This window comes from Kitasatospora sp. MAA19 (genome assembly GCF_029894125.1).
Lineage (GTDB): Bacteria > Actinomycetota > Actinomycetes > Streptomycetales > Streptomycetaceae > Kitasatospora.
On sequence record NZ_JARXYZ010000033.1, the window covers coordinates 30,062 to 49,872 of the forward strand.

Below are 19,811 nucleotides of genomic sequence, written 5' to 3' on the forward strand. Positions count from 1 at the left end.
GTTCCGGGGGACGGCGGGTGGTGAGGGTAGCCTTGCCCGGGTGAGCACCTGTGCGACGGCGTCGCGTGAACTGTCGGAGCCGCTGGCCGCCACCGCGGCGGTGGCGACCACCTGGTTGCTGGTGGAGCAGAACGGGCCGTGGGGCGCGAAGGCGCTCGGGGAGAGCCATCTGGATCCGGCGACGGGACGGGCGCTGGAGGCGGCCGCGGCGGGCACGGGGGTGCGGGTGGCGCTGATCCGGCGGCCGGGCCGGCATGCGGACTGCCTGCCGACGGCGGGGCACGAGGTGCTGGTGGCGCACACGGTGCCGGGTCGCGGCTGGGTACGCCGGGCGGAGGTGGCCGATCCGGCGGAGCTGCTGGCGCTGGACTTCGCGGCGCTGGGCGGTGGCGACCACGGCGGTTTCGGGGTGGAGCACGTCGGCGGCCCGCTGGCGCTGGTGTGCACGAACGGGCGGCGGGACCGCTGCTGCGCGCTGCTGGGCCGTCCGTTGGCGGCGGAGCTGGCGGCGGCCGGGCACAGCGAGGTGTGGGAGGTGACGCACCTGGGCGGGCACCGTTTCTCCCCCACGATGCTGGTGCTGCCGTACGGCTACGCGTACGGGCGACTGACGGCGGAGACGGCCAAGGAGGTGCTGGCGGCGACGGCGGCCGGGCACGTGGTGCCGCAGTGGTCGCGGGGCTGTTCGGGCTGGGACCGTCCGGGCCAGGCGGCCGAGCACGCGGTGCGGTTGGCGACCGGGGAGACCGGGGTGGACGCGCTGACGCTGGCCCAGCGGCCGGACGGCGAGGGCCGCTGGCTGGTCTCGGTGCTGCACGCGGACGGCCGGGCCTGGGAGGTGGACGTGATCGAGACGGTGAGCGAGCCGCCGCGTCCGGAGAGCTGCGGCAAGGCGGCGGGGACGCCGTCGCGGATGGACGTGCTCTCCGTCCGGGGGATCTGACGAGACTGGGGGGCACGACGAGCGGCCGGCCCCGCGCCCGTGGGGGTGAGCGCGGGACCGTCGCATCGGGGGAGGCCGGTCAGCCGGTGACGGCCTTGCCGACGAACTCGGTGGTGTAGGTGCGGGCGAGGTCGATGGTGCCCTCCTTGCCCTTGACGTCCGGGTGGAAGGCGGCGAGCACGGCGAGGACGGTCTTCGGGCCGTCGGCGGGCATCACGCCGTCGGTGGTGAACATCGGCAGGGTCGCCTTGATCGCGGCCGCGTACTGCTCGGCGCCGCCCTGCGCGTAGTCGGCGGGCATCTTCGCGGCGATCTCCTCGGGGCTGTGCGTGGACATCCACGTGAGGGTCTTGACGAAGGCGTTGGTGAGCTTCTGGGTGGTGTCCTTGTTCTTCTCCACCCAGTCGGTGTTCATGTAGAGCGAGGACGACGGGTAGAGGCCGCCGAGGGCGTCGCGGGAGCCCTCGGGGGTGCGCATGTCGTAGAGGATCTTGCCGAGGCCCTTGTCGAGGATGGTGGCGACGGTCGGGTCGGTGGTCATCCCGGCGTCGATGCTGCCCTGCTGGAGCGCGGCGATGAAGGTCTGGCCGGCGCCGACCGCGATCGGGCTGAACTCGCTGACGGCGGCGCCGTTCTTGACGGCGAGGTACTTGGTGAGGAAGTCGGTGGAGGAGCCGATGCTGGTGACGCCGAGCTTCTTGCCCTTGAAGTCGGCGCCGGACTTGATGGCGTCGGCCTGTTTGGTGGAGACGATCTCGACCTCGCCGGGGGCCTGGGCGAACTGCACCACGGACTCGACGATCTTGCCCTTGGCCTGCAGGTCGATGGTGTGGTCGTAGAAGCCGACGGCGCCCTGGACGTCGCCGGCGAGCAGGGCGGTGGTGGCGTTGACGCCGGCCGGCTCGGTCATCAGCTCGACGTTGACGCCGGCCTCGGCGAAGAAGCCGAGCCGCTGGGTGAGCATCGCGGGCAGGTAGATGACCTTGTCCAGGCCGCCGACCATGATCTTGACCTTGGGCCCGTCGACCTGCTGCCCGGCCGGGGCGGCGGCGCCGTGGGCGGTCGTGGCGGCGTCGTTGGCGCAGGCGGCGAGCGGGAGGAGCAGGACGGCGGCGAGGGCGGCTGCGGCAACTCTGCCGGTCGAGTTCGGGCGCATGGGTGGGGGTGCCTCTCTCTACAGGGGGGATTCAGCGGCCGTCGCCCGCGTCGGCGGGCTTCCAGCGGAACAGCTTCTTCTCGGCGAAGGTCAGCAGTCCCTCGGTGAGCAGCGCGACGACGGCGAGGATGGTCATGGCGGCGTACACGCCGGCCGCGTTGAAGGTGCCCTGGGCCGCGGCGACGAGCAGGCCGAGGCCCTTGGTGGCGCCGATGTACTCGCCGACGATGGCGCCGATCAGGGCGAAGCCGAAGCTGACGTGCAGGCTGGTGAAGATCCAGGTGGTGGCGGCGGGGATGACCACCTGGAGGGTGACCTTGCGGTTGTCGGCGCCGAGGATGCGGGCGTTGGCGACGAGGTTGCGGTCCACCTCGCGGGCGCCCTGGAAGGCGTTGAAGAAGACCGGGAAGAACACCAGGACCACGGCGGAGGCGACCTTGGAGGCCGGACCGAGGCCGAACCAGATCAGGAAGATCGGGGCGAGCACGATCCGCGGGATGGCGTTGAGCACCTTGATGTAGGGCCCGAACACGTCGGCCAGGAAGCGGATCCGGCCGAGCGCGATGCCGAGCAGCACACCGCCGATGACACCGATCACCCAGCCGGTGAGGGCCTCGTAGAGGGTGTAGCCGATCTGTTCGCCGAGCGAGCCCTGCGCGGTGCCGTGGGTGACCCACTGCCAGATCTGGTCCCAGATCCTCGACGGCTGCGAGAAGTTGAACGGGTCGATGACCTCGGTGCGGGCGCAGACCTCCCAGAGCCCGAGGAAGGCGAGCAGGACCGCGACCCGGGCCCCGTAGACGGTCAACTTCCGGTTGCGGGCGGCCCGTTCGCGGGCCTCGGTACGGCTGACGGGGGCGGCCGCCGGGGGCTTGCCGGCGACGGCCGATGCGGTCTCAAGCGGCACGACCCGCTCCTCTCTCGCGGGTGATGCGCACCTCTTCGCCGAGCGAGGCCCAGATCTCGCGGTACAGCTCGACGAACCTCGGTTCCAGCCGGACGGCCTCCACGGTGCGCGGTCGTGGCAGGTCGACGGTGAAGATCTCCTTGACGGTGGCCGGTCCGGCCGTCATGACGACGACCCGGTCGGCGAGCGCGATGGCCTCGTCCAGGTCGTGGGTGACGAAGACGACGGAAGAGCCCGTGCCGGCCCACAGCTCCAGCAGCTGGTCGGACATCAGGGCACGGGTCTGCACGTCCAGCGCCGAGAACGGCTCGTCCATCAGCAGGATGGCCGGGTCGTTGACGAAGGTCTGGGCGAGCGCGACGCGCTTGCGCATGCCGCCGGACAGCTGGTGCGGGTAGCGGTCCTCGAAGGCGGCGAGGCCGACCCGGCCCAGCCAGTCCCGGGCCCGCTCCCTGGCCTCGGCGGCGGGCACGCCGCGGAAGCGCGGCCCGGCCATGACGTTGGACAGGACGGTGCGCCAGGGGAAGACGGCGTCCTGCTGGAAGACGAACCCGACCTTGGGGTCGATCCCGCGGACCGGCTCGCCGTACACCAGGACCTCGCCCTCGGTGGGCTCCTCCAGGCCGCTGACCAGGGTCAGCGTGGTGGACTTGCCGCAGCCGGTGGGTCCGACGACGGCGACGAACTCGCCCTGGGCGACGGTCAGATCGAGATCGCGGACGGCGGTGTGCAGGGCCCCGGACGGGGTGCGGAACCGTTTGGTCGCGCCGGTCAGCTCGATCGCCGGGGTTGTGTTCATGGTGACCTCCCGGGTCTGTGCTTGCCCCTGGAAGGTAGGAGCGGGCCGGGCCACGGCGGGAGCCTTCTCGGCGTACTGCGGTTTCTCCGCATTGAGGGGTGTTCTGCTCGTTTTGCTTCCGCTACAACTGCGGGGACGCGGCTGACAGAAACACCCGGGAAACATAGGGTGTCCCAACCCCACCCCGGCCCGACCCCCGAACCCGCCGACCGCCCCCGCCTGAGCCACCCCCACCCGCACGGCCCATCACCCGCACGGCCCGTCACCCGCGCCGCCCCCACCTGCACGGACCCGCAGCCCCCGAGAGGAGGCCCGGATGAAGCTTCCCCACTGGCCCCGCCGGGTCTTCGCGCAACTGCTGCTGAGCCAGACCGTCGTCACCGTCGGTGTCACCGCCGTGACCGCCGGGCTGTTCCTGGCCCCGGTCAGCAGCGAACTGGACCACGACGCGATGCAGCGGGCGCTGTCGATCGCCCAGGCCACCGCCACCGACGAGGCGATCGCCCGGGCCGCCGACGCCCGCGACTCGGCGACCGCCCAGCGCAACGCCGAGCAGATCCGGCTGGCCACCGGCGCCAGCTTCGTGGTGGTCACCGACCTGGACGGGATCCGGCTCTCGCACACCGACCCGGAGCGGATCGGCCACCGGGTCAGCACCGACCCGGAGCCGGCGCTCAGCGGCCTCAGCGTCACCGCGATCCAGCAGGGCACGCTGGGCCGCACCGCGCGCGGCAAGGTGCCGCTGCGGGTCGCGGACGGCCGGATCGTCGGCGAGGTGTCGGTGGGCATCAGCGACGACTCGATCCGCCGCCGGCTGCTGAAGATGCTCACCGGGATCCTGCTGTGCGCGGGGGCCGGCCTGGCCGCCGGGACGGTCGCCACGCTGGCGCTGGCCCGGCGGCTGAAGCGCCGCACCCACAACATCGCGCTGGCCGACATCTCGGCGCTGCTGGTGGAGCGGGAGGCGATGCTGCACGGCATCCGCGAGGGCATGGTGGCGCTGGACGAGCGCGGCCGGATCCGGCTGGCGAACGACGAGGCGGTCCGGCTGCTCGGCCTGCCGGAGGACTGCACCGGCCTGCCGATCGACGCGGTGCTGCCGCCGGGCCGGCTGGCCGACGTGCTGACCGGGCGGATCACCGGCGCCGACCTGCCGGCCGTCCGGGACGACCGGGTGCTGGTGGTGAACCGGATGAGCACGGCCCCCGGCCTGACCTCGGGCTCCCGTCGTCCGCCCGGCCGGCGGGAGCCCGGGGACGGGCCCGTGGGCGGCGCCGTCGTGACGCTGCGCGACCGGACCGAGCTGGAGTCGCTGGTCCGCGAGCTGGACACCACCCGTAGCCTGACCGAGGCGCTGCGGGCGCAGGACCACGAGCACGCCAACCGGATGCACACCCTGCTGGGCCTGCTGGAGCTGGGCCGCCACGAGCAGGCGGTGGCCTTCATCTCGGAGCAGTCCGGTTCGCACGCGGTGGTCGCGGCGCGGATCGCCGAGCAGGTGCAGGATCCGCACGTCGCGGCGCTGCTGGCGGGCAAGACGGCGGTGGCGGGCGAGCGCGGGGTGCGGCTGGTGCTGGCCCGGGCGGCACACCTGCCGGACGCGGTGGTGGACGCGCGGGCGCTGGTGACGGTGCTCGGCAACCTGATCGACAACGCGGTGGACGCGCTCGCGGCGGGCGGCGGCGGCCGGGTGGAGGTGACCCTGGCGGCGGCCGGATCCACGCTGCTGCTGCAGGTCGCGGACAGCGGCCCGGGCGTGCCGGAGGAGCTGCGCGAGCAGGTCTTCGAGGAGGGGTGGACCAGCAAGGACGCACCCGCGCACCGTCCGCGCGGGCTGGGGCTGGCGATGGTGCGGCGGCTGGTCGAACGGACCGGCGGCCGGATCGTGCTCGACGCGGGGCCGCTCGGCGGCGCCCGGTTCACGGTCGAGCTGCCCGAGGCCCTGCTCACCACTCAGCTCGTGGAGGCCTGATGATCGACGTACTCGTGGTGGACGACGACTTCCGGGTCGCGGACGTGCACGCCGCGTACGTGGCCAAGGTGCCGGGCTTCCGGGTGACCGGCACCGCGCACTCGGCCGGGGAGGCGCTGGCCGCGCTGGAGCGCCGCCCGGTGGACCTGCTGCTGCTCGACCACCACCTGCCGGACGAGACCGGCCTGGCGCTGGTGCGCCGGCTGCGGGAGCGGCAGGTGGCCTGCGACGTGATGATGGTGACGGCCGCCCGGGACGTGTCGACGGTGCACGCCGCGATGCAGCACGGCGCGCTGCAGTACCTGGTCAAGCCGTTCACCTTCGGCGGCCTGCGGGACAAGCTGGTCGCATACGCGCAGCTGCGGCACGCGCTGGCCGGCCCGGCGGCCCGGGAGGCCGGCCAGGACGAGGTGGACCGGCTGTTCGCCACCCTGCGCAGCGCCGCCGCCCCGGCCGGCCCGCTGCCGAAGGGCCACTCGGCGCCCACCACCGACCTGGTGCTGGGGGTGCTGCGGCAGGCGGGCCGGCCGCTGTCCGCCCAGGAGGTCGCGGACGCCACCGGACTGAGCCGCTCGACGGCGCAGCGCTACCTCAAGCAGCTGGAGCGGGACAGTCGACTGCGGCTGACCCTGCGCTACGGCGACACCGGCCGCCCCGAGCACCGCTACGGGCTGGCGGCCCGGGCCTAGGGCCTGCCCGGCCCTAGACATGCGGGAACCCCGGCAGGCCCGCGCCCGCCGGGGTCCCCTCGCGCGCTGTGCTCAGGCCGCGCCCGCGCCGGTGAGGGCGCGCACCTCCAGCTCGGCGAAGCGGTCCGTGTCGGCGGGCTCGGGCGAGGTGATCGTCCCGATCCAGCCTGCCAGGAAGCCGAGCGGGATGGAGACGAGGCCGGGGTTCTCCAGCGGGAACCAGTGGAAGTCGACGCCGGGGAAGAGCGCCGCCTTGGTGCCGGAGACCACCGGCGAGAAGACGACCAGCACGATCGCCGGGACCAGCCCGCCGTACACCGACCAGACCGCGCCGCGGGCGGTGAACCGCGACCAGAACAGGCTGTACAGCAGGACGGGCAGGTTGCTGGAGGCCGCCACCGCGAAGGCCAGGCCGACCAGGAAGGCGACGTTCAGCTGCTGGGCGTACAGGCTGATCGCGATCGCGGCCGCGCCGATCCCGACCGCCGCGAACCGCGCCACCCAGACCTCCTGGCGCTCGCTGGCCTCGGCCGACTGCTCCGAGCCCGTCGAGTCCACGCCCCCCGACGCCGGGGCGGCCGACCGGGAGGCCGGGACGGCGCCGCGCCGCAGGAAGGGGCGCCGGCGGCGCGTCCGGCCGCGCCAGGCGCCGGCCCAGATGTCGTGGGCGAACGCCGCCGAGGAGGCCAGGGTGAGCCCGGCGACCACGGCGAGGATGGTGGCGAAGGCGATCGCCGAGATCAGCGCGAACAGCACCACCCCGCCGGTGCTGCCGTTGCCGCCGCCGAGGACCAGGGCGAGCAGCGGAACGGCGGTGTTCCCGGCCGAGTTGGCGTGCCGGACCTCCGACGAGCCGACCAGCGCGGTCGCGCCCAGGCCGAGCGCGATGGCCATCAGGTAGAAGCCGCCGACCAGGCCGATCGCCCACATCGTGGAGCGGCGGGCGGCCCGCGCGGTGGGCACCGTGTAGAAGCGGGACAGGATGTGCGGCAGCCCGGCGGTGCCGAGCACCAGGGCGAGGCCCAGGCTGAAGAAGTCGAGCCGGCTGGTGAAGGTGGCGCCGTACTTGAGGCCGGGTTCGAGGTAGCGCGGACCGGCGCCGCTGTGCTGGGCGGCCTGACGCATCAGCTCGCCGACGTCACCGTGGAAGCGGACCAGCAGCAGCACGGTGAGCAGCACCGAACCGGCGATCAGCAGGAAGGCCTTGACGATCTGGATCCAGGTGGTGGCCCGCATCCCGCCGATCGTGACGTAGACGATCATCAGGCCGCCGACGGCGATGATGGTCCAGGTCCGGGCGGTGGCGCTGTTGGTGCCGAGCAGCAGGGCGACCAGCGAGCCCGCGCCGACCATCTGGGCGACCAGGTAGAGCAGGGTGACGACGACGCTGGCGCCGCCGGCCGCGGCCCGTACCTTGCGGCGGCGCAGCCGCAGCGCGAGCACGTCGGCGAGGGTGTACCTGCCGGCGTTGCGGACCAGTTCGGCGACCAGCATCAGCACCACCAGCCAGGCGACCAGGAAGCCGATGCTGTACAGCACGCCGTCGTAGCCGTACAGCGCGATCAGCCCGGCGACGCCGAGGAAGGAGGCGGCGGAGAGGTAGTCGCCGGAGAGGGCGAAGCCGTTCTGCAGCGGGGTGAAGTCGCGGCCGCCGGCGTAGAAGTCCTCGGTGGCGCTGCCCTGGCGGCCGACCCAGAGGGTGATCGTCAGGGTGACCAGGACGATGACGGCGAAGAGCACGATCGCGAGGTCGTGGTGGTCGCCGGTGGGGGCGACGGGGGGCGGGGTGGCGGTCGTCATCGCGGTCGTCATCGCAGCTGGTCCTGGGTGTCCCAGCGCAGGCCCAGGGCGGCGCGGTCGCGCTTGGTCCGGGCGTTGCGGGCGTAGAGCCAGGTGAGCAGGAAGGTGGTGGCGAACTGCAGCAGGCCGAGCAGCCAGGCCACGTTGAGCGGGCCGGCCACCTGGCTGCGCATCAGGCCGGGGGCGGCGGCCTGGGCGGCGACGTACAGCAGGTACCAGCCGAGGAAGGCGCCGCTGGTCGGGAAGACGAACGCCCGGTAGCTGCGGCGGATGTCCTGGAAGGCCTCGCTGCGCTGGACGGCCCGGTACACCTCGGTGCTGTCGGTGGCGGGCACCAGGGCGCGGGCGGCCGCCGGTTCGACAGCGGGTTCGGCGAGCGGGGCGGCGGCAGCCCGGACGGGCGGGCGCTCGACTGCTACCGGCTGGGCCGCCTGGACGGGGGCCTGCTGGACCGTACGGGTGGGCACCGGCTGGGCCGGTACCGCCGATCGGCCGGGTGCGGTCGACCGGTCGGCGTCGGTGGCGGCGGCCGGAGCGGCCCACCAGTCGAATCGCTGTCCCTGCCCGGGACTGCTCGTCTGCTGCTGTGGCACTGCTGCTCCTGCGACCGGTCGGGCACTCTGACCTCAACCATGATGGCGGCCCCCGGACAGCGCCTCTGACCATCGCAGATACGTTCACTCGATGAGGTGATCGATCATCCGACAGACGCTCATCCGACTACTGCTGCATACCGGTGATCCCGTGTCGAAAGGCGTACGCGACCGCCTGCGCCCGGTCCCGTACGGCGGTCTTGGCGAACAGGTTGTTGATGTGCGTCTTCACCGTGGCCGGGCTGACGAACAGCCGCTGGGCGATCTCGGTGTTGGAGAGCCCCTCGGCGATCAGCGCCAGCACCTCCGCCTCCCGGGCGGTCAGCCCGTCCGGCAGCTCCCCCGGTCGGCCGACCGGCTTCCCGGCCGCCCCGGCGGATCCGCCGGACGCCCCCGACAGCCGCTCCAGCAGCCGGAGTTGGACCTGCGGCGAGAGCCCGGCCGCCCCCGCACGGACGTCCGCGATCGCCCGGGCGATCTCCTCGCCCCCGGCGTCCTTGGTGAGGTAGCCGCGTGCCCCGGCCTGCAGGGCGGGGAACAACGAGTCGTCGTCGGCGTAGGTGGTGAGCACCACGACCTCGGTCCGCGGGTGCGCGGCCCGGATCCGCCGGGTCGCCTCGACGCCGTCGCAGCGCGGCATCCGCAGGTCCATCAGCACCACGTCCGGGTGGTACCGCTCCACCATGGCGACGGCCTCCTCCCCGTCCGCCGCCGCGCCGACCACCTCGATGCCGGGCAGCAGCCCCAGCAGCATCACGATGCCCTCGCGCACCACCGTCTGGTCGTCCGCCACCAGCACCCTGGTGAGCCCCGCCCCGCTCATGCCGGCACCCGCAGCAGCACGCGCCACCCTCCGTCCTCCGGGCCCGCCAGCAGGGTGCCGCCGAGCAGTTCCGCGCGTTCGCGCATCCCCAGCAGACCGTACCCGCTGCCGCTGGCCGCCAGCTCCCCGGACGGTTCGCCGCGCTGGGGCCGGGAGTTGCGCACCTCCAGCTCCACCGCCTCCGCCAGGTAGCGCAGTTCGACGGAGCACCGGGCGCCGGGCGCGTGCTTGCGGACGTTGGTCACCGCCTCCTGCGCGGTGCGCCGCACGGCGAGGGCGGCCTCCGCGGCGAGCGGCCGGGGCGTACCGGTGACGGTCAGCGCGGCCCGCTCCCGCCCGGCCAGTTCCACCAGGAACTCCCCGACCGGGGTGAGTTCGCCGCGCAGCGCGGACAGCGCCTGCCGGGTCTCGACCAGCCCGTCCTGTGCCATCCGCCGGGCGGCGACGACCCGTTCGCGGATCTGCTCGCGGTCGGTCCCGGCGTCCAGCATCAGCCGGGCCGCCTCCAGGTGGACGAGCTGCGCGGAGAGGCTGTGGGCGAGCACGTCGTGGATCTCCCGGGCGATCCGGGCACGTTCGGCGAGCGCCGCGCTCTCCGCCTCGGCGGCCCGCGCGGCCCGTTCCTGCACGAGCAGCCGCCGGGCGGTGCCGCGCGCCTCGATGTCTAGCCGCAGCAGGTAGCCGAGCAGGCCGAGCCCGCCGATGGTGGTGACGATGCTCAGCCAACTCGCCCAGCTGGCCGCGGTGTACGAGCCCAGTGCGGCCGCCGCGGTGAGCACGCCGGGCGCGGGCGGCAGCCGGACCAGGGCGACCACGGCCAGCCCGCACCAGAGGAAGTCGGCCAGCAGGTAGGCCCGCCCCCCGTTGGCCAGCCAGGCGGCACCGATCATGGCGGCGGCCAGGCCGAGTGAGGGTGCCAGGCGCTGCTCCCGGGTGAAGTACAGGTAGCCGGCGCTCAGCCCGGCGGCCACGAGCAGCCCGCCCGCCGCGGCCGCCTCCGCCCAGCCGGAGTACTTGCCGCCGCCGAGCGTCGCCCAGCAGACGACGACCAGCAGGACGGTCCGGCCGAACATGGCGAGGACCCACCGCGGCCGGCTCTCCGCCTCGCGCTCCAGCCCCTCGCGGGACGGCCAGCGGGTCCAGTACCACCCGGCCACGGGTGCCTCCTCGCAGATCTCGGACAGCCGGTCCCGGCAGCTCCCGGGCCGGGCGTTCAGTTCAGTACGGCGGCCTGCTTCGGCAGGTCCAGGGCCCGCGCCCGCCAGTTCACCACGAGCGCGCGGACCAGCAGCATGACCGCCAGGCCCAGCATCAGCACGCTGCCCGCCTGGTGGACGTGCAGGGCCGCGCCGATCCCGTACAGGCCGAGCCGGATGGCGATCATCCCGACCCAGGCGGCCACCGTGGCCTTGGTGCCCTTGGCCCAGACCGCGCCGTCCTCGGCCCGCCACAGCCGCACGGTCCAGCCCCAGACGGAGCCCATCGCGAGCACCGCCACCAGCCCGGTGGCCAGCAGGGCGGCGGACACCGCGGTGTGCTGGTGGTCGACGAGCTGCGGATCGCGCAGCGCGATCGCGCCGAGGATCAGGGGCAGCAACCAGAAACGGCGCTCGGTGTCCAGGCGCTGGGCGCGCATCTGGCGCTGGACGACCAGGACCATCACTGCGGCGATCACCACGACGTTGACGAGGGCGCTCATCGGACTTCTCCGTCCCGAGGGGAGGCTTGTGCTGACCTCTCCGACGCTACGGATCCGGCGCCCCCGGCTGATCGGCGCCGGGGTGGACGGGCAGGTGGAACCCGCAGCACAAGGGCCCTCCACCCACGGGTGGAGGGCCCCGGTCACACGGTCAGGCGTCGATGCGGGAGCGGTCCAGGGTGGCCGCCGAGTCCACGATGAACTCCTTGCGCGGAGCGACGTCGTTGCCCATCAGCAGGTCGAAGATCTTCTCGGCCTGCTCCAGGTCGCCCAGGTTGATCCGGCGCAGCGTGCGGTGGCGCGGGTCCATGGTGGTCTCGGCCAGCTGGTCGGCGTCCATCTCGCCCAGGCCCTTGTACCGCTGCACCGGCTCCTTCCAGCGCATCCCCTTGCGCTGGAACTCCAGCAGGGTGGAGCGCAGTTCGGCGTCGGAGTAGGTGTAGTGGTACTTCTCCTGGCCGCGCTTGGGGCTGGTGAGCTCGATCCGGTGCAGCGGCGGCACGGCGGCGAAGACCCGGCCCTGCTCGACCATCGGCCGCATGTAGCGGTGGAACAGGGTCAGCAGCAGGGTGCGGATGTGCGAACCGTCGACGTCGGCGTCGGCCATGAAGATGACCCGGCCGTAGCGGGCCTGGTCGATGTCGAAGGTACGGCCCGAACCGGCCCCTATCACCTGGATGATCGCGGCGCACTCGGTGTTCTTGAGCATGTCGCTCACCGAGGCCTTCTGCACGTTGAGGATCTTGCCGCGGATCGGCAGCAGCGCCTGGAACTCGGAGTTCCGGGCGAGCTTCGCGGTGCCGAGCGCGGAGTCGCCCTCGACGATGAAGAGCTCGCTGCGCTCGACGTCGTCGCTGCGGCAGTCGGCCAGCTTGGCCGGCAGCGAGCTGGTCTCCAGCGCGGTCTTGCGACGCTGGGCCTCCTTGTGCTGGCGGGCGGCGACCCGGGTGCGGGCGGCCGCGACGACCTTGTCCAGCACGGCCCGGGCCTGGAGCTTCTGGTCCTTCTTGGCCGAGGTCAGGAAGGCCTTGAGCTCCTTGGCGACGACGGCGGCGACGATCCGGTTGGCCGCCGAGGTGCCGAGCACCTCCTTGGTCTGGCCCTCGAACTGCGGCTCGGCGAGCCGGACGGTGACCACCGCGGTGAGGCCCTCGGTGGCGTCGTCCTTGGTGATGTCGTCCTCGGCGACGCGCAGCAGCTTGGCGGCGCGCAGCGCCTCGTTGACGGTCTTGGCCAGCGAGCGCTCGAAGCCGGTGACGTGGGTGCCGCCCTTGGGGGTGGCGATGATGTTGACGAAGGAGCGCAGGGTGGTGTCGTAGCCGGCGCCCCAGCGCAGCGCGATGTCCACCCCGAGCTGGCGGGTGACCTCGGTGGGGGTCATGTGGCCGAGCTCGTCCAGGACGGGCACGGTCTCCTTGAAGGTGCCCTCGCCGTGCAGCCGCAGCACGTCGCAGACCGGCTTGTCGGGGGCCAGGAACTCGCAGAACTCGGCGATGCCGCCGTCGAAGCGGAAGACCGACTCCTCGACCTGCTCGCTCTCGGTGAGCCGCTCGTCCCGCACCACGATGGTCAGACCGGGGACGAGGAAGGCGGTCTGCCGGGCGCGGCTGTACAGGTGCTCCAGCGAGAGCCGGGCGTCCTTGAGGAAGATCTGCCGGTCCGCCCAGTAGCGGATCCGGGTGCCGGTGCGGGTCTTCGGCACCTTGCGCGTCCTGGTCAGGCCGTTGGCGGGCTCGAAGGGCGCGTCCGGGCTGGTCTCGGTGAAGATGCCGGGGGTGCCGCGGCGGAAGCTGACCGCGTGGGTGTGGCCGCCGCGGTCGACCTCGACGTCCAGCCGGGCGGAGAGGGCGTTGACGACGGAGGCGCCGACGCCGTGCAGGCCGCCGGAGGCCGCGTAGGAGCCGCCGCCGAACTTTCCGCCGGCGTGCAGCTTGGTCATCACGACCTCGACGCCGGACAGCCCGGTCTTGGGCTCGACGTCGACCGGGATGCCGCGCCCGTTGTCGCGGACCTCGACCGAGGAGTCCGGGTGCAGCAGGACCTCGATGCGGTCGCAGTGGCCGCCCAGCGCCTCGTCGACGGAGTTGTCGATGATCTCCCAGAGGCAGTGCATCAGGCCGCGACTGTCGGTCGAGCCGATGTACATGCCGGGGCGCTTGCGGACCGCCTCCAGGCCCTCCAGGACGAGCAGGTGCCGAGCGGTGTAGTTGGAACCGTCGTCGCCGGCCAGCAGTGCGGACGGCACGGTCGTTTCGGCACTCACGCGGCACTCTCCTCGGTGAAGTTCTGTCTCATCGGTCACATCAGGACGCATCCGGACCATCCGCCAGTGCAGCACGCCGCACCGACAGCCGTCGCCCAGTGTGCGCGCACCGCCCCGCTGGGTGCGCAGCACGGCGGGCCGCTCCCGCGCAGCTTGTACGCGCTGCGCGAACAAGGACCGCACCGGCCTCCGGGGCCCCGGGGCGCCATCTCCTCCCGGTACCACCGGTCCTGGCGGATCGTGGGGCCTGGCGCAGGCTCCGGAACTGCCGCTATGCAGGCTACCGGGGCCCGGGACGGGGCTTATGCTCCAACCCGGCAGAGGATTATGCTACGCGGACCTCGCACCCGGTCCCGATCGGGCGTTCGAGCGACGGGCGGATCCTGGGATTCGGTACGCATGAACCACCGGCCCCCGGGGCACGTCCTCATCAACACAGCAGAATCCTCAGAGAAGAAAAGCCACGAGCGGGAACGTTTTCGGCCTGGTTGGATGTTGACCCTGGTACGACAGCTCGTCGAGCTAGAGAAGAGGCGACGTGACTACTGTTCTGACCCCTGCGAGCCCGCTCACAGCGGCTGACCGCTGCGACCGCTGCGGCGCCCAGGCCTACCTGCGCGTCGTACTCGCCAGCGGCGGAGAGCTGCTCTTCTGCGCCCACCACGGCCGGAAGTTCGAGCCCGAGCTCAAGAAGATCGCCGTGGAGATACAGGACGAGAGCGGCCGTCTCACCACCCCCAACGCCACGGCGGCCGAAGAAGAGCGCTGATCCCGAGCGCCGCACCAGCAGCCGACGTCGAGCTGTGTCCGGCCGCGCACCGCGCGCGACCGGTGGCCGGGCGACGGGTCCCCTTCGGGGGCCGGTCGCCCGGCTCTGTCGTTCCCCTGGCCGAACACGGTCCGCACCGACGTGACGTCAGAACGTGACCGGCCGGTCACCGGCGGCGGCCCGGTCGGGCCTCACAGCACCGAGCGCACCGCGTTCGCGACCGAGGCCACCCTGGTGTAGACGCCCGGGTGGGCCGCGTCGGCGCAGCCCGTCCCCCAGGACACCAGGCCCACCAGTCGGCCGCCGACGACCAGCGGGCCGCCGCTGTCGCCCTGGCAGGCGTCCTTGCCGCCCTTCTCCTCGCCCGCGCAGACCATGCCCCGGGCGTCGAACTTCCCGTCCGGCCCGCCCGGATAGGCCTGCGCACAGGTCTGGTCCGCGACGATCGGCACCTCCACCCCGCGCAGCGTGGGCGAGTAGTCGCCCCGCCCGGTGCTGTCCCCCCAGCCGAAGACCTGCGCGGTGGTCCGGGGCGCGTACGGGCCGGTCTCGCCCTGGCCGATCAGGCCGATCACCGGCCGGGAGCCCTGCGAGTCGGCGAGGGTGAGCACCGCGACGTCGTTCACGTTGGCGGCGAAGGCGTAGTCGGGGTGGATCCAGACCGACCGGACGGACACCTCGCGGCCGACCGAGCCCCGCAGGTCGTCCCGACCGACGACGACCTTGAGGCCCGGCCGGTCCACCTTGGCGCCCTTGGTCTCGTCGTAGAAGCAGTGCGCGGCCGTCACCACCTTGGTCGGCGTGACCAGTGCGCCCCCGCAGAACTGGCCGGAGCGGCCGCTGCCGAACTGCTGGCGGCTGGACAGCGCCACCACCCACGGGTGGTCGGCGGTGCTCACGGCGGTGCCGCCCACCACCCGGCGCTGCGCCTCGGCCGGCCCGGCCGTACCGAGCGCGGCCAGCGGAACGGGGACGGCGGCCAGCAGCGCCAGCACGGCGGCCCGTCGGCGGCGCGCCGCGCGGGCGACCGACGGGCTCGCCGGCGGCGGGGCGGGGGTCGGCAGGGCAGCGCGGTCCGGGTTGGGCAACACCGGTGACTCCAGTCGGCTCGGCAGCAGGCAACCGGCACAGCGTAGGTGATCAACTACACTGCGCGACCGCTTCCCGTCGCACCGCCACCCGGACGAGGGACAACGGCCACCCGGACGCTGACCCGCCCGGACCCGGACAGCCGCGAAGGCCCGGAGCCGTACGACTCCGGGCCTTCGTCACGCGCTTGCGAACGGGGTGCAGATCAGTCCAGGTAGTCGCGCAGCACCTGGGAGCGCGACGGGTGGCGCAGCTTCGACATGGTCTTCGACTCGATCTGGCGGATGCGCTCACGGGTGACCCCGTACACCTTGCCGATCTCGTCGAGCGTCTTCGGCTGACCGTCCGTCAGGCCGAAGCGCATCGAGACCACGCCGGCCTCGCGCTCGGAGAGGGTGTCCAGCACCGAGTGCAGCTGCTCCTGGAGCAGGGTGAAGGAGACCGCGTCGGCCGGGACGACCGCCTCGGAGTCCTCGATCAGGTCACCGAACTCGCTGTCGCCGTCCTCACCGAGCGGGGTGTGCAGCGAGATCGGCTCACGGCCGTACTTCTGGACCTCGATGACCTTCTCGGGGGTCATGTCGAGTTCCTTGGCCAGCTCCTCCGGGGTGGGCTCGCGACCCAGGTCCTGGAGCATCTGGCGCTGGACGCGGGCCAGCTTGTTGATGACCTCGACCATGTGCACCGGGATGCGGATGGTGCGGGCCTGGTCGGCCATGGCGCGGGTGATCGCCTGGCGGATCCACCAGGTGGCGTAGGTGGAGAACTTGTAGCCCTTGGTGTAGTCGAACTTCTCGACCGCACGGATCAGACCGAGGTTGCCCTCCTGGATCAGGTCCAGGAAGAGCATGCCGCGACCGGTGTAGCGCTTGGCCAGCGAGACCACCAGGCGGAGGTTGGCCTCCAGCAGGTGGTTCTTGGCGCGGCGGCCGTCCTCGGCGATGATCTCCAGCTCGCGCTTGAGCTTGGGGGCGAGCTTGTCGGCGGCCGAGAGCTTGTCCTCGGCGAACAGGCCGGCCTCGATGCGCTTGGCGAGCTCGACCTCCTGCTCGGCGTTGAGCAGCGGGACCTTGCCGATCTGCTTCAGGTAGTCCTTGACCGGGTCGGCGGTGGCGCCGGCGACGGCGACCTGCTGGGCCGGCGCGTCGTCCTCGTCGTCGTCGGAGAGGACGAAGCCCTCCGACTCCTCCTCGGGGCCGGCCTCGGCCTCGGTGCCGGCCTTGTCGCCGGGCAGGGCCGCGTCTTCGAGCAGCTCCTCCTCGCCGAGCAGCTCCTCCTCGCCCTTGGCACCCTTGGCGGTCGCGGTCTTCTTGGCGGCGGCCTTCTTGGCCGGCGCGGCGGTCTTCTTGGCGGCGGCCCTCTTGGCCGGGGCGGCCTTCTTCGCCGCGATCGCCTTCGCCTCGCCGACGACCATGGCCGTCTCCTCGGCGGTGATCTCGGCGGACACCGTGGGAGCCGGCGCGGCGGCGGCCGCGACGGCCGGGGCCGCCACGGGCGCACCGGGCGCGATCCGCACGGGCGGCTTGGTCGGGGCCGCGGGGGCGGCCGGGTTCCGGGTGGTGACAGCCTTGGTGGCGGTGCGCTTGGTGGGGCTCTTGGCAGCAACGCTCTTGCGCTTGGCGCCGGCCGGCTCGGCCGCGCTGACCATGAGATCCACCCCCTCCTCAATCAGCACCTGGTTGAGGCTGCGCATGACGTTCTTCCACTTGGTGACCGGGATCTGGTCCGCCTCGAACGCCTGGCGCACGTCGTCACCGGCGATCTGCCCCTGGGCCTTGCCCCGCTCGATGAGCGCCAGCAGAGCTGCGGACTCGGCGATCTCGGGGGGAAGTGAACGGGATGTGCTGGCCGACACGAACAACCTCTCGGACGATGAGTGGACTCGAACCCGTACCGGCCGCCCGAGCGGGCGGGGAAGGAAATCGCGCGTCGGACGCGCGGTGTCGATTCCGACCGACTCGGGCTTGAGGACTGGGCTTGCAGGACGGCAGCAGCGCCGCGGACCAACACAGCATTGTGACATGTTGGAGTATTCCGGAGCTGCTCCCGCTCAGGAGACATCGCTGCTACTCGTCAAGTGTTACGCATGGCCTTCGTGTCGCGGGTCACACCACTCGGCACCCACAGCCACGGGGCCGCAATCCATCATCGCTCACCCGCGCCGAAACCTGTTGTCATGGACGGGGCATCACGCTTTCCGGGCGGGACCGCCGACGCGCAGAAGCCCTCCGGCTGCGCCGCGCGGGTGCGGCCGGAGGGCCCTGGAGGAGCGGAGGACGCCCGGGGCGCCCGCTCACCGGAACAGCCCGCTCAGTGCTCCCGGGGGGCGGGGACGGACGGCTCGATCTCGGGGTGGACGGTGAGCAGCGCGCGCATCGCGACCTCGCCCGCGGTGCCGTCACCGGTGCCCAGCGCGTCCACCAGCCGGGCGTGCAGACTGACCGAGGACTCGGAGGGCCGCTCGCAGGAGGTGGCCGGGCCACCCGACACCTGCAGCGCGCCGGCCACGATCCCGGACAGGTGCTCCAGCATCCGGTTGCCGGCCATTTGCAGTACCAGTCCGTGCAGCTCGGCGTCGGCCCGGCTGTAGGTGGCGAGGTCGGCCTGGGCGGCGGCGTGGCCCATGATCTCGACCAGCTCGACCAGCCGCTGCTGGACGTCCTCCCGGCCGTGGCCGGCGGCGAGCCGGGCGGCCAGCGGCTCGATCGCCCAGCGGAGCTCGAACAGCTCCCGGCGCTGCTCGTCCCGCTGCGGACCGAAGGCGCGCCACTCGATGATGTCCGGGTCCAGCAGGTTCCAGTCGGCGACCGGGCGGACCCGGGTGCCGACGTTCGGCCGGGCGCTGACCAGGCCCTTGGCCTCCAGCACGCGCAGCGACTCGCGGACGACGGTCCGGGACACCTCGAACCGCTGACCGATCTCCTCGGGCACGAGCGGCCGGTCGGCACCGAGGTCGCCGGAGACGATCATCTGGCCGAGCTGCTGGACCAACTGGCCGTGCAGACCGCGACCGCGGCTGCTGGTTGTCTTGCGGCCGACCCTGGCGAGATCAGACTCGGCGCCCTCCCAGCGGGGCGCCGGCGGGGTCTGCCGGTCGTACGAGAAGCGGTCCAGATCGCCTGGGCCGTGGATGGGCCCTTCGGCGGAACGGGCGGGGGTCATGGTGGGGTGCGCAAGGGTACTCACAGCTCCTTTGTCGGCGATCGGCAGGCGCAGCTTGAGAATTCTCGTGAAAAGCACACGAAAGGGTGATCGACCGCGACTGGATAATTGACTTCTTATCAGGAAGAACCGCGCATTGCGGTCACTGCTGGTCGATCTTGATGGTTCGGTGCGGTCGTGCGCGCCGGGTGAGGGTGCACGCCGTGCGGGAGTGCGCGCCGGGTCGAAGCGCACCGGGTCAGAGCGCGCGCCGCCGGGCCTGCACCAGGAGCGCCGTGAGCAGCAGGACGACCGCGGGCGCCGCCACCGCCGCGAGCAGGACCGGGTCCGTCAGCGCCGTACTCCCGGCCACCGCCTCGTGCTCCCCGCCGTAAACCCAGCCGTAGGCCCACTCGATGCCGGATTGGAAGGGCAGCAGTTCGGCCGCCCGGGTCGGCCACGGCGTGCCGGTCCGCCGCAGCAGCAGCGCCACCCCGGACTCCAGCAGTGCCGGCAGCGCGCACAGCAGCAGCACTCCGGCCGCTGCGCTGCGGGTCAGCGACGCCGTCAGCACCCCGGTCCAGCCCGCCACGACGGTCAGCAGGACGAACGTCAGCAAGGCCGCCGGCACGCCGTGGCCGGCCACCAGTGCCACCGGGGCGAACACGCCCGGCAGGTCGGCCAGACCGGACAGCCCGGCGGCGGCCAGCGCCTCCGACACCCGGTCCGACAACGCCGTGGGCTCCGCCCAGGCGGCCACCGTCACCCCGCCCGGCAGCGCGAGATGCACCGCCAGCGCGTCCAGCAACAGGGTCGCCAGCGCCAGCAGCGCCGCGACGGGGCCGATCACCAGCAGCTTCGCCAGCAGCAGCCGCACCCGTCGCAGGTACGACACCTGGGAGGCCGACAGCCCCGGGTGGCACACCTCGTGCCCGTAGGAGAGCGCGCCCAGCACGCCGGCGCCGAACGCGGCGAACGGCAACGGGATCAGCGGTACGGCGGCGGTCAGCAGCCGTACCCCGGCCGGGGCGGCCAACGGTCCGTCCGGGGCCTGGCTCGCCAGGACGGCGGCCGCGGTGGCGTTGCAGAGCAGCACGGCGGCGAGCAGCAGCCAGGTGGAACGCAGGCCGCGCAGTCGGCGCAGCTCGTAGGCCAGGACACGCACGGT

General features: G+C 72.9%; 17 protein-coding genes. 4 read left to right on the forward strand and 13 right to left on the reverse strand.

Annotated features, from left to right (window positions below):
- The first annotated feature begins 40 nt into the window (after positions 1–40).
- On the forward strand, positions 41–943 hold the full coding sequence (locus tag P3T27_RS33320; RefSeq protein WP_280685003.1) for a sucrase ferredoxin: 903 nt from the start codon (positions 41–43) through the stop codon (positions 941–943).
- Between the two features lie 79 nt (positions 944–1,022).
- Here P3T27_RS33320 and P3T27_RS33325 read toward each other — a convergent pair whose 3' ends face one another.
- The 3 genes from P3T27_RS33325 to P3T27_RS33335 are packed head-to-tail and all read right to left on the reverse strand — an operon-like array spanning position 1,023 to position 3,805.
- Positions 1,023–2,099, reverse strand: coding sequence for an ABC transporter substrate-binding protein (locus P3T27_RS33325; RefSeq protein WP_280685004.1), 1,077 nt, complete (start codon positions 2,097–2,099; stop codon positions 1,023–1,025).
- Between the two features lie 31 nt (positions 2,100–2,130).
- The gene (locus P3T27_RS33330; protein ID WP_280685005.1) at positions 2,131–3,006 is read right to left on the reverse strand and encodes an ABC transporter permease; all 876 of its coding nucleotides are present in this window, start codon (positions 3,004–3,006) and stop codon (positions 2,131–2,133) included.
- On the reverse strand, positions 2,996–3,805 hold the full coding sequence (locus P3T27_RS33335) for an ABC transporter ATP-binding protein (protein WP_280685006.1): 810 nt from the start codon (positions 3,803–3,805) through the stop codon (positions 2,996–2,998). Before P3T27_RS33335 ends, P3T27_RS33330 begins: the two co-directional genes overlap by 11 nt.
- A 316-nt stretch (positions 3,806–4,121) precedes the next feature.
- Here P3T27_RS33335 and P3T27_RS33340 point away from each other — a divergent pair, with 316 nt between their 5' ends.
- Both P3T27_RS33340 and P3T27_RS33345 read left to right on the forward strand, forming a co-directional pair.
- Positions 4,122–5,777, forward strand: coding sequence for a sensor histidine kinase (locus P3T27_RS33340; RefSeq protein WP_280685007.1), 1,656 nt, complete (start codon positions 4,122–4,124; stop codon positions 5,775–5,777).
- Positions 5,777–6,466: a response regulator gene (locus P3T27_RS33345; protein ID WP_280685008.1), complete on the forward strand. Its 690-nt coding sequence runs from the start codon at positions 5,777–5,779 to the stop codon at positions 6,464–6,466. Before P3T27_RS33340 ends, P3T27_RS33345 begins: the two co-directional genes overlap by 1 nt.
- A gap of 72 nt (positions 6,467–6,538) precedes the next feature.
- Here the strand turns inward: P3T27_RS33345 and P3T27_RS33350 are convergent, their stop codons facing one another.
- The 6 genes from P3T27_RS33350 to P3T27_RS33375 form a co-directional block, all read right to left on the reverse strand.
- Positions 6,539–8,278: a cation acetate symporter gene (locus P3T27_RS33350; protein WP_280685009.1), complete on the reverse strand. Its 1,740-nt coding sequence runs from the start codon at positions 8,276–8,278 to the stop codon at positions 6,539–6,541.
- Complete coding sequence (locus P3T27_RS33355; protein WP_280685010.1) at positions 8,275–8,859, reverse strand: DUF485 domain-containing protein; 585 nt, start codon at positions 8,857–8,859, stop codon at positions 8,275–8,277. The genes P3T27_RS33350 and P3T27_RS33355 overlap by 4 nt, the downstream gene beginning before the upstream one ends.
- 127 nt (positions 8,860–8,986) lie before the next feature.
- Positions 8,987–9,682 (reverse strand): response regulator transcription factor, encoded by a 696-nt coding sequence (locus tag P3T27_RS33360; protein WP_280685011.1) that lies wholly within the window; start codon positions 9,680–9,682, stop codon positions 8,987–8,989.
- Complete coding sequence (locus P3T27_RS33365; protein WP_280685012.1) at positions 9,679–10,839, reverse strand: histidine kinase; 1,161 nt, start codon at positions 10,837–10,839, stop codon at positions 9,679–9,681. The genes P3T27_RS33360 and P3T27_RS33365 overlap by 4 nt, the downstream gene beginning before the upstream one ends.
- Positions 10,840–10,895: 56 nt before the next feature.
- Positions 10,896–11,381 (reverse strand): CcdC protein domain-containing protein, encoded by a 486-nt coding sequence (locus tag P3T27_RS33370; protein WP_280685013.1) that lies wholly within the window; start codon positions 11,379–11,381, stop codon positions 10,896–10,898.
- 151 nt (positions 11,382–11,532) lie between these two features.
- Positions 11,533–13,644 (reverse strand): DNA topoisomerase IV subunit B, encoded by a 2,112-nt coding sequence (locus P3T27_RS33375; protein ID WP_280685014.1) that lies wholly within the window; start codon positions 13,642–13,644, stop codon positions 11,533–11,535.
- Positions 13,645–14,182: 538 nt separating this feature from the next.
- Between P3T27_RS33375 and P3T27_RS33380 the strand changes: the two genes are divergently transcribed.
- Entirely contained in the window at positions 14,183–14,413 is a 231-nt protein-coding gene (locus tag P3T27_RS33380) for a hypothetical protein (protein ID WP_280685015.1), read from the forward strand.
- Positions 14,414–14,604: 191 nt separating this feature from the next.
- Here P3T27_RS33380 and P3T27_RS33385 read toward each other — a convergent pair whose 3' ends face one another.
- The 4 genes from P3T27_RS33385 to P3T27_RS33400 all read right to left on the reverse strand — a co-directional run bounded on the left by P3T27_RS33385 (position 14,605) and on the right by P3T27_RS33400 (position 19,808).
- Complete coding sequence (locus P3T27_RS33385; protein ID WP_280685016.1) at positions 14,605–15,504, reverse strand: serine protease; 900 nt, start codon at positions 15,502–15,504, stop codon at positions 14,605–14,607.
- A gap of 203 nt (positions 15,505–15,707) precedes the next feature.
- On the reverse strand, positions 15,708–17,363 hold the full coding sequence (locus tag P3T27_RS33390) for an RNA polymerase sigma factor (RefSeq protein ID WP_280685017.1): 1,656 nt from the start codon (positions 17,361–17,363) through the stop codon (positions 15,708–15,710).
- A gap of 449 nt (positions 17,364–17,812) precedes the next feature.
- On the reverse strand, positions 17,813–18,742 hold the full coding sequence (locus tag P3T27_RS33395; RefSeq protein ID WP_280685018.1) for a FadR/GntR family transcriptional regulator: 930 nt from the start codon (positions 18,740–18,742) through the stop codon (positions 17,813–17,815).
- 160 nt (positions 18,743–18,902) lie between these two features.
- On the reverse strand, positions 18,903–19,808 hold the full coding sequence (locus tag P3T27_RS33400) for a hypothetical protein (protein WP_280685019.1): 906 nt from the start codon (positions 19,806–19,808) through the stop codon (positions 18,903–18,905).
- Between the last annotated feature and the right edge of the window lie 3 nt (positions 19,809–19,811).

Bases quoted from the DNA above. Each gene is read 5' to 3' on its own strand.
- P3T27_RS33325 (WP_280685004.1), bottom strand. From the start codon at position 2,099: ATGCGCCCGAACTCGACCGGCAGAGTTGCCGCAGCCGCCCTCGCCGCC.
- P3T27_RS33335 (WP_280685006.1), bottom strand. From the start codon at position 3,805: ATGAACACAACCCCGGCGATCGAGCTGACCGGCGCGACCAAACGGTTC.
- P3T27_RS33340 (WP_280685007.1), top strand. From the start codon at position 4,122: ATGAAGCTTCCCCACTGGCCCCGCCGGGTCTTCGCGCAACTGCTGCTG.
- P3T27_RS33345 (WP_280685008.1), top strand. From the start codon at position 5,777: ATGATCGACGTACTCGTGGTGGACGACGACTTCCGGGTCGCGGACGTG.
- P3T27_RS33350 (WP_280685009.1), bottom strand. From the start codon at position 8,278: ATGACGACCGCGATGACGACCGCCACCCCGCCCCCCGTCGCCCCCACC.
- P3T27_RS33360 (WP_280685011.1), bottom strand. From the start codon at position 9,682: ATGAGCGGGGCGGGGCTCACCAGGGTGCTGGTGGCGGACGACCAGACG.
- P3T27_RS33370 (WP_280685013.1), bottom strand. From the start codon at position 11,381: ATGAGCGCCCTCGTCAACGTCGTGGTGATCGCCGCAGTGATGGTCCTG.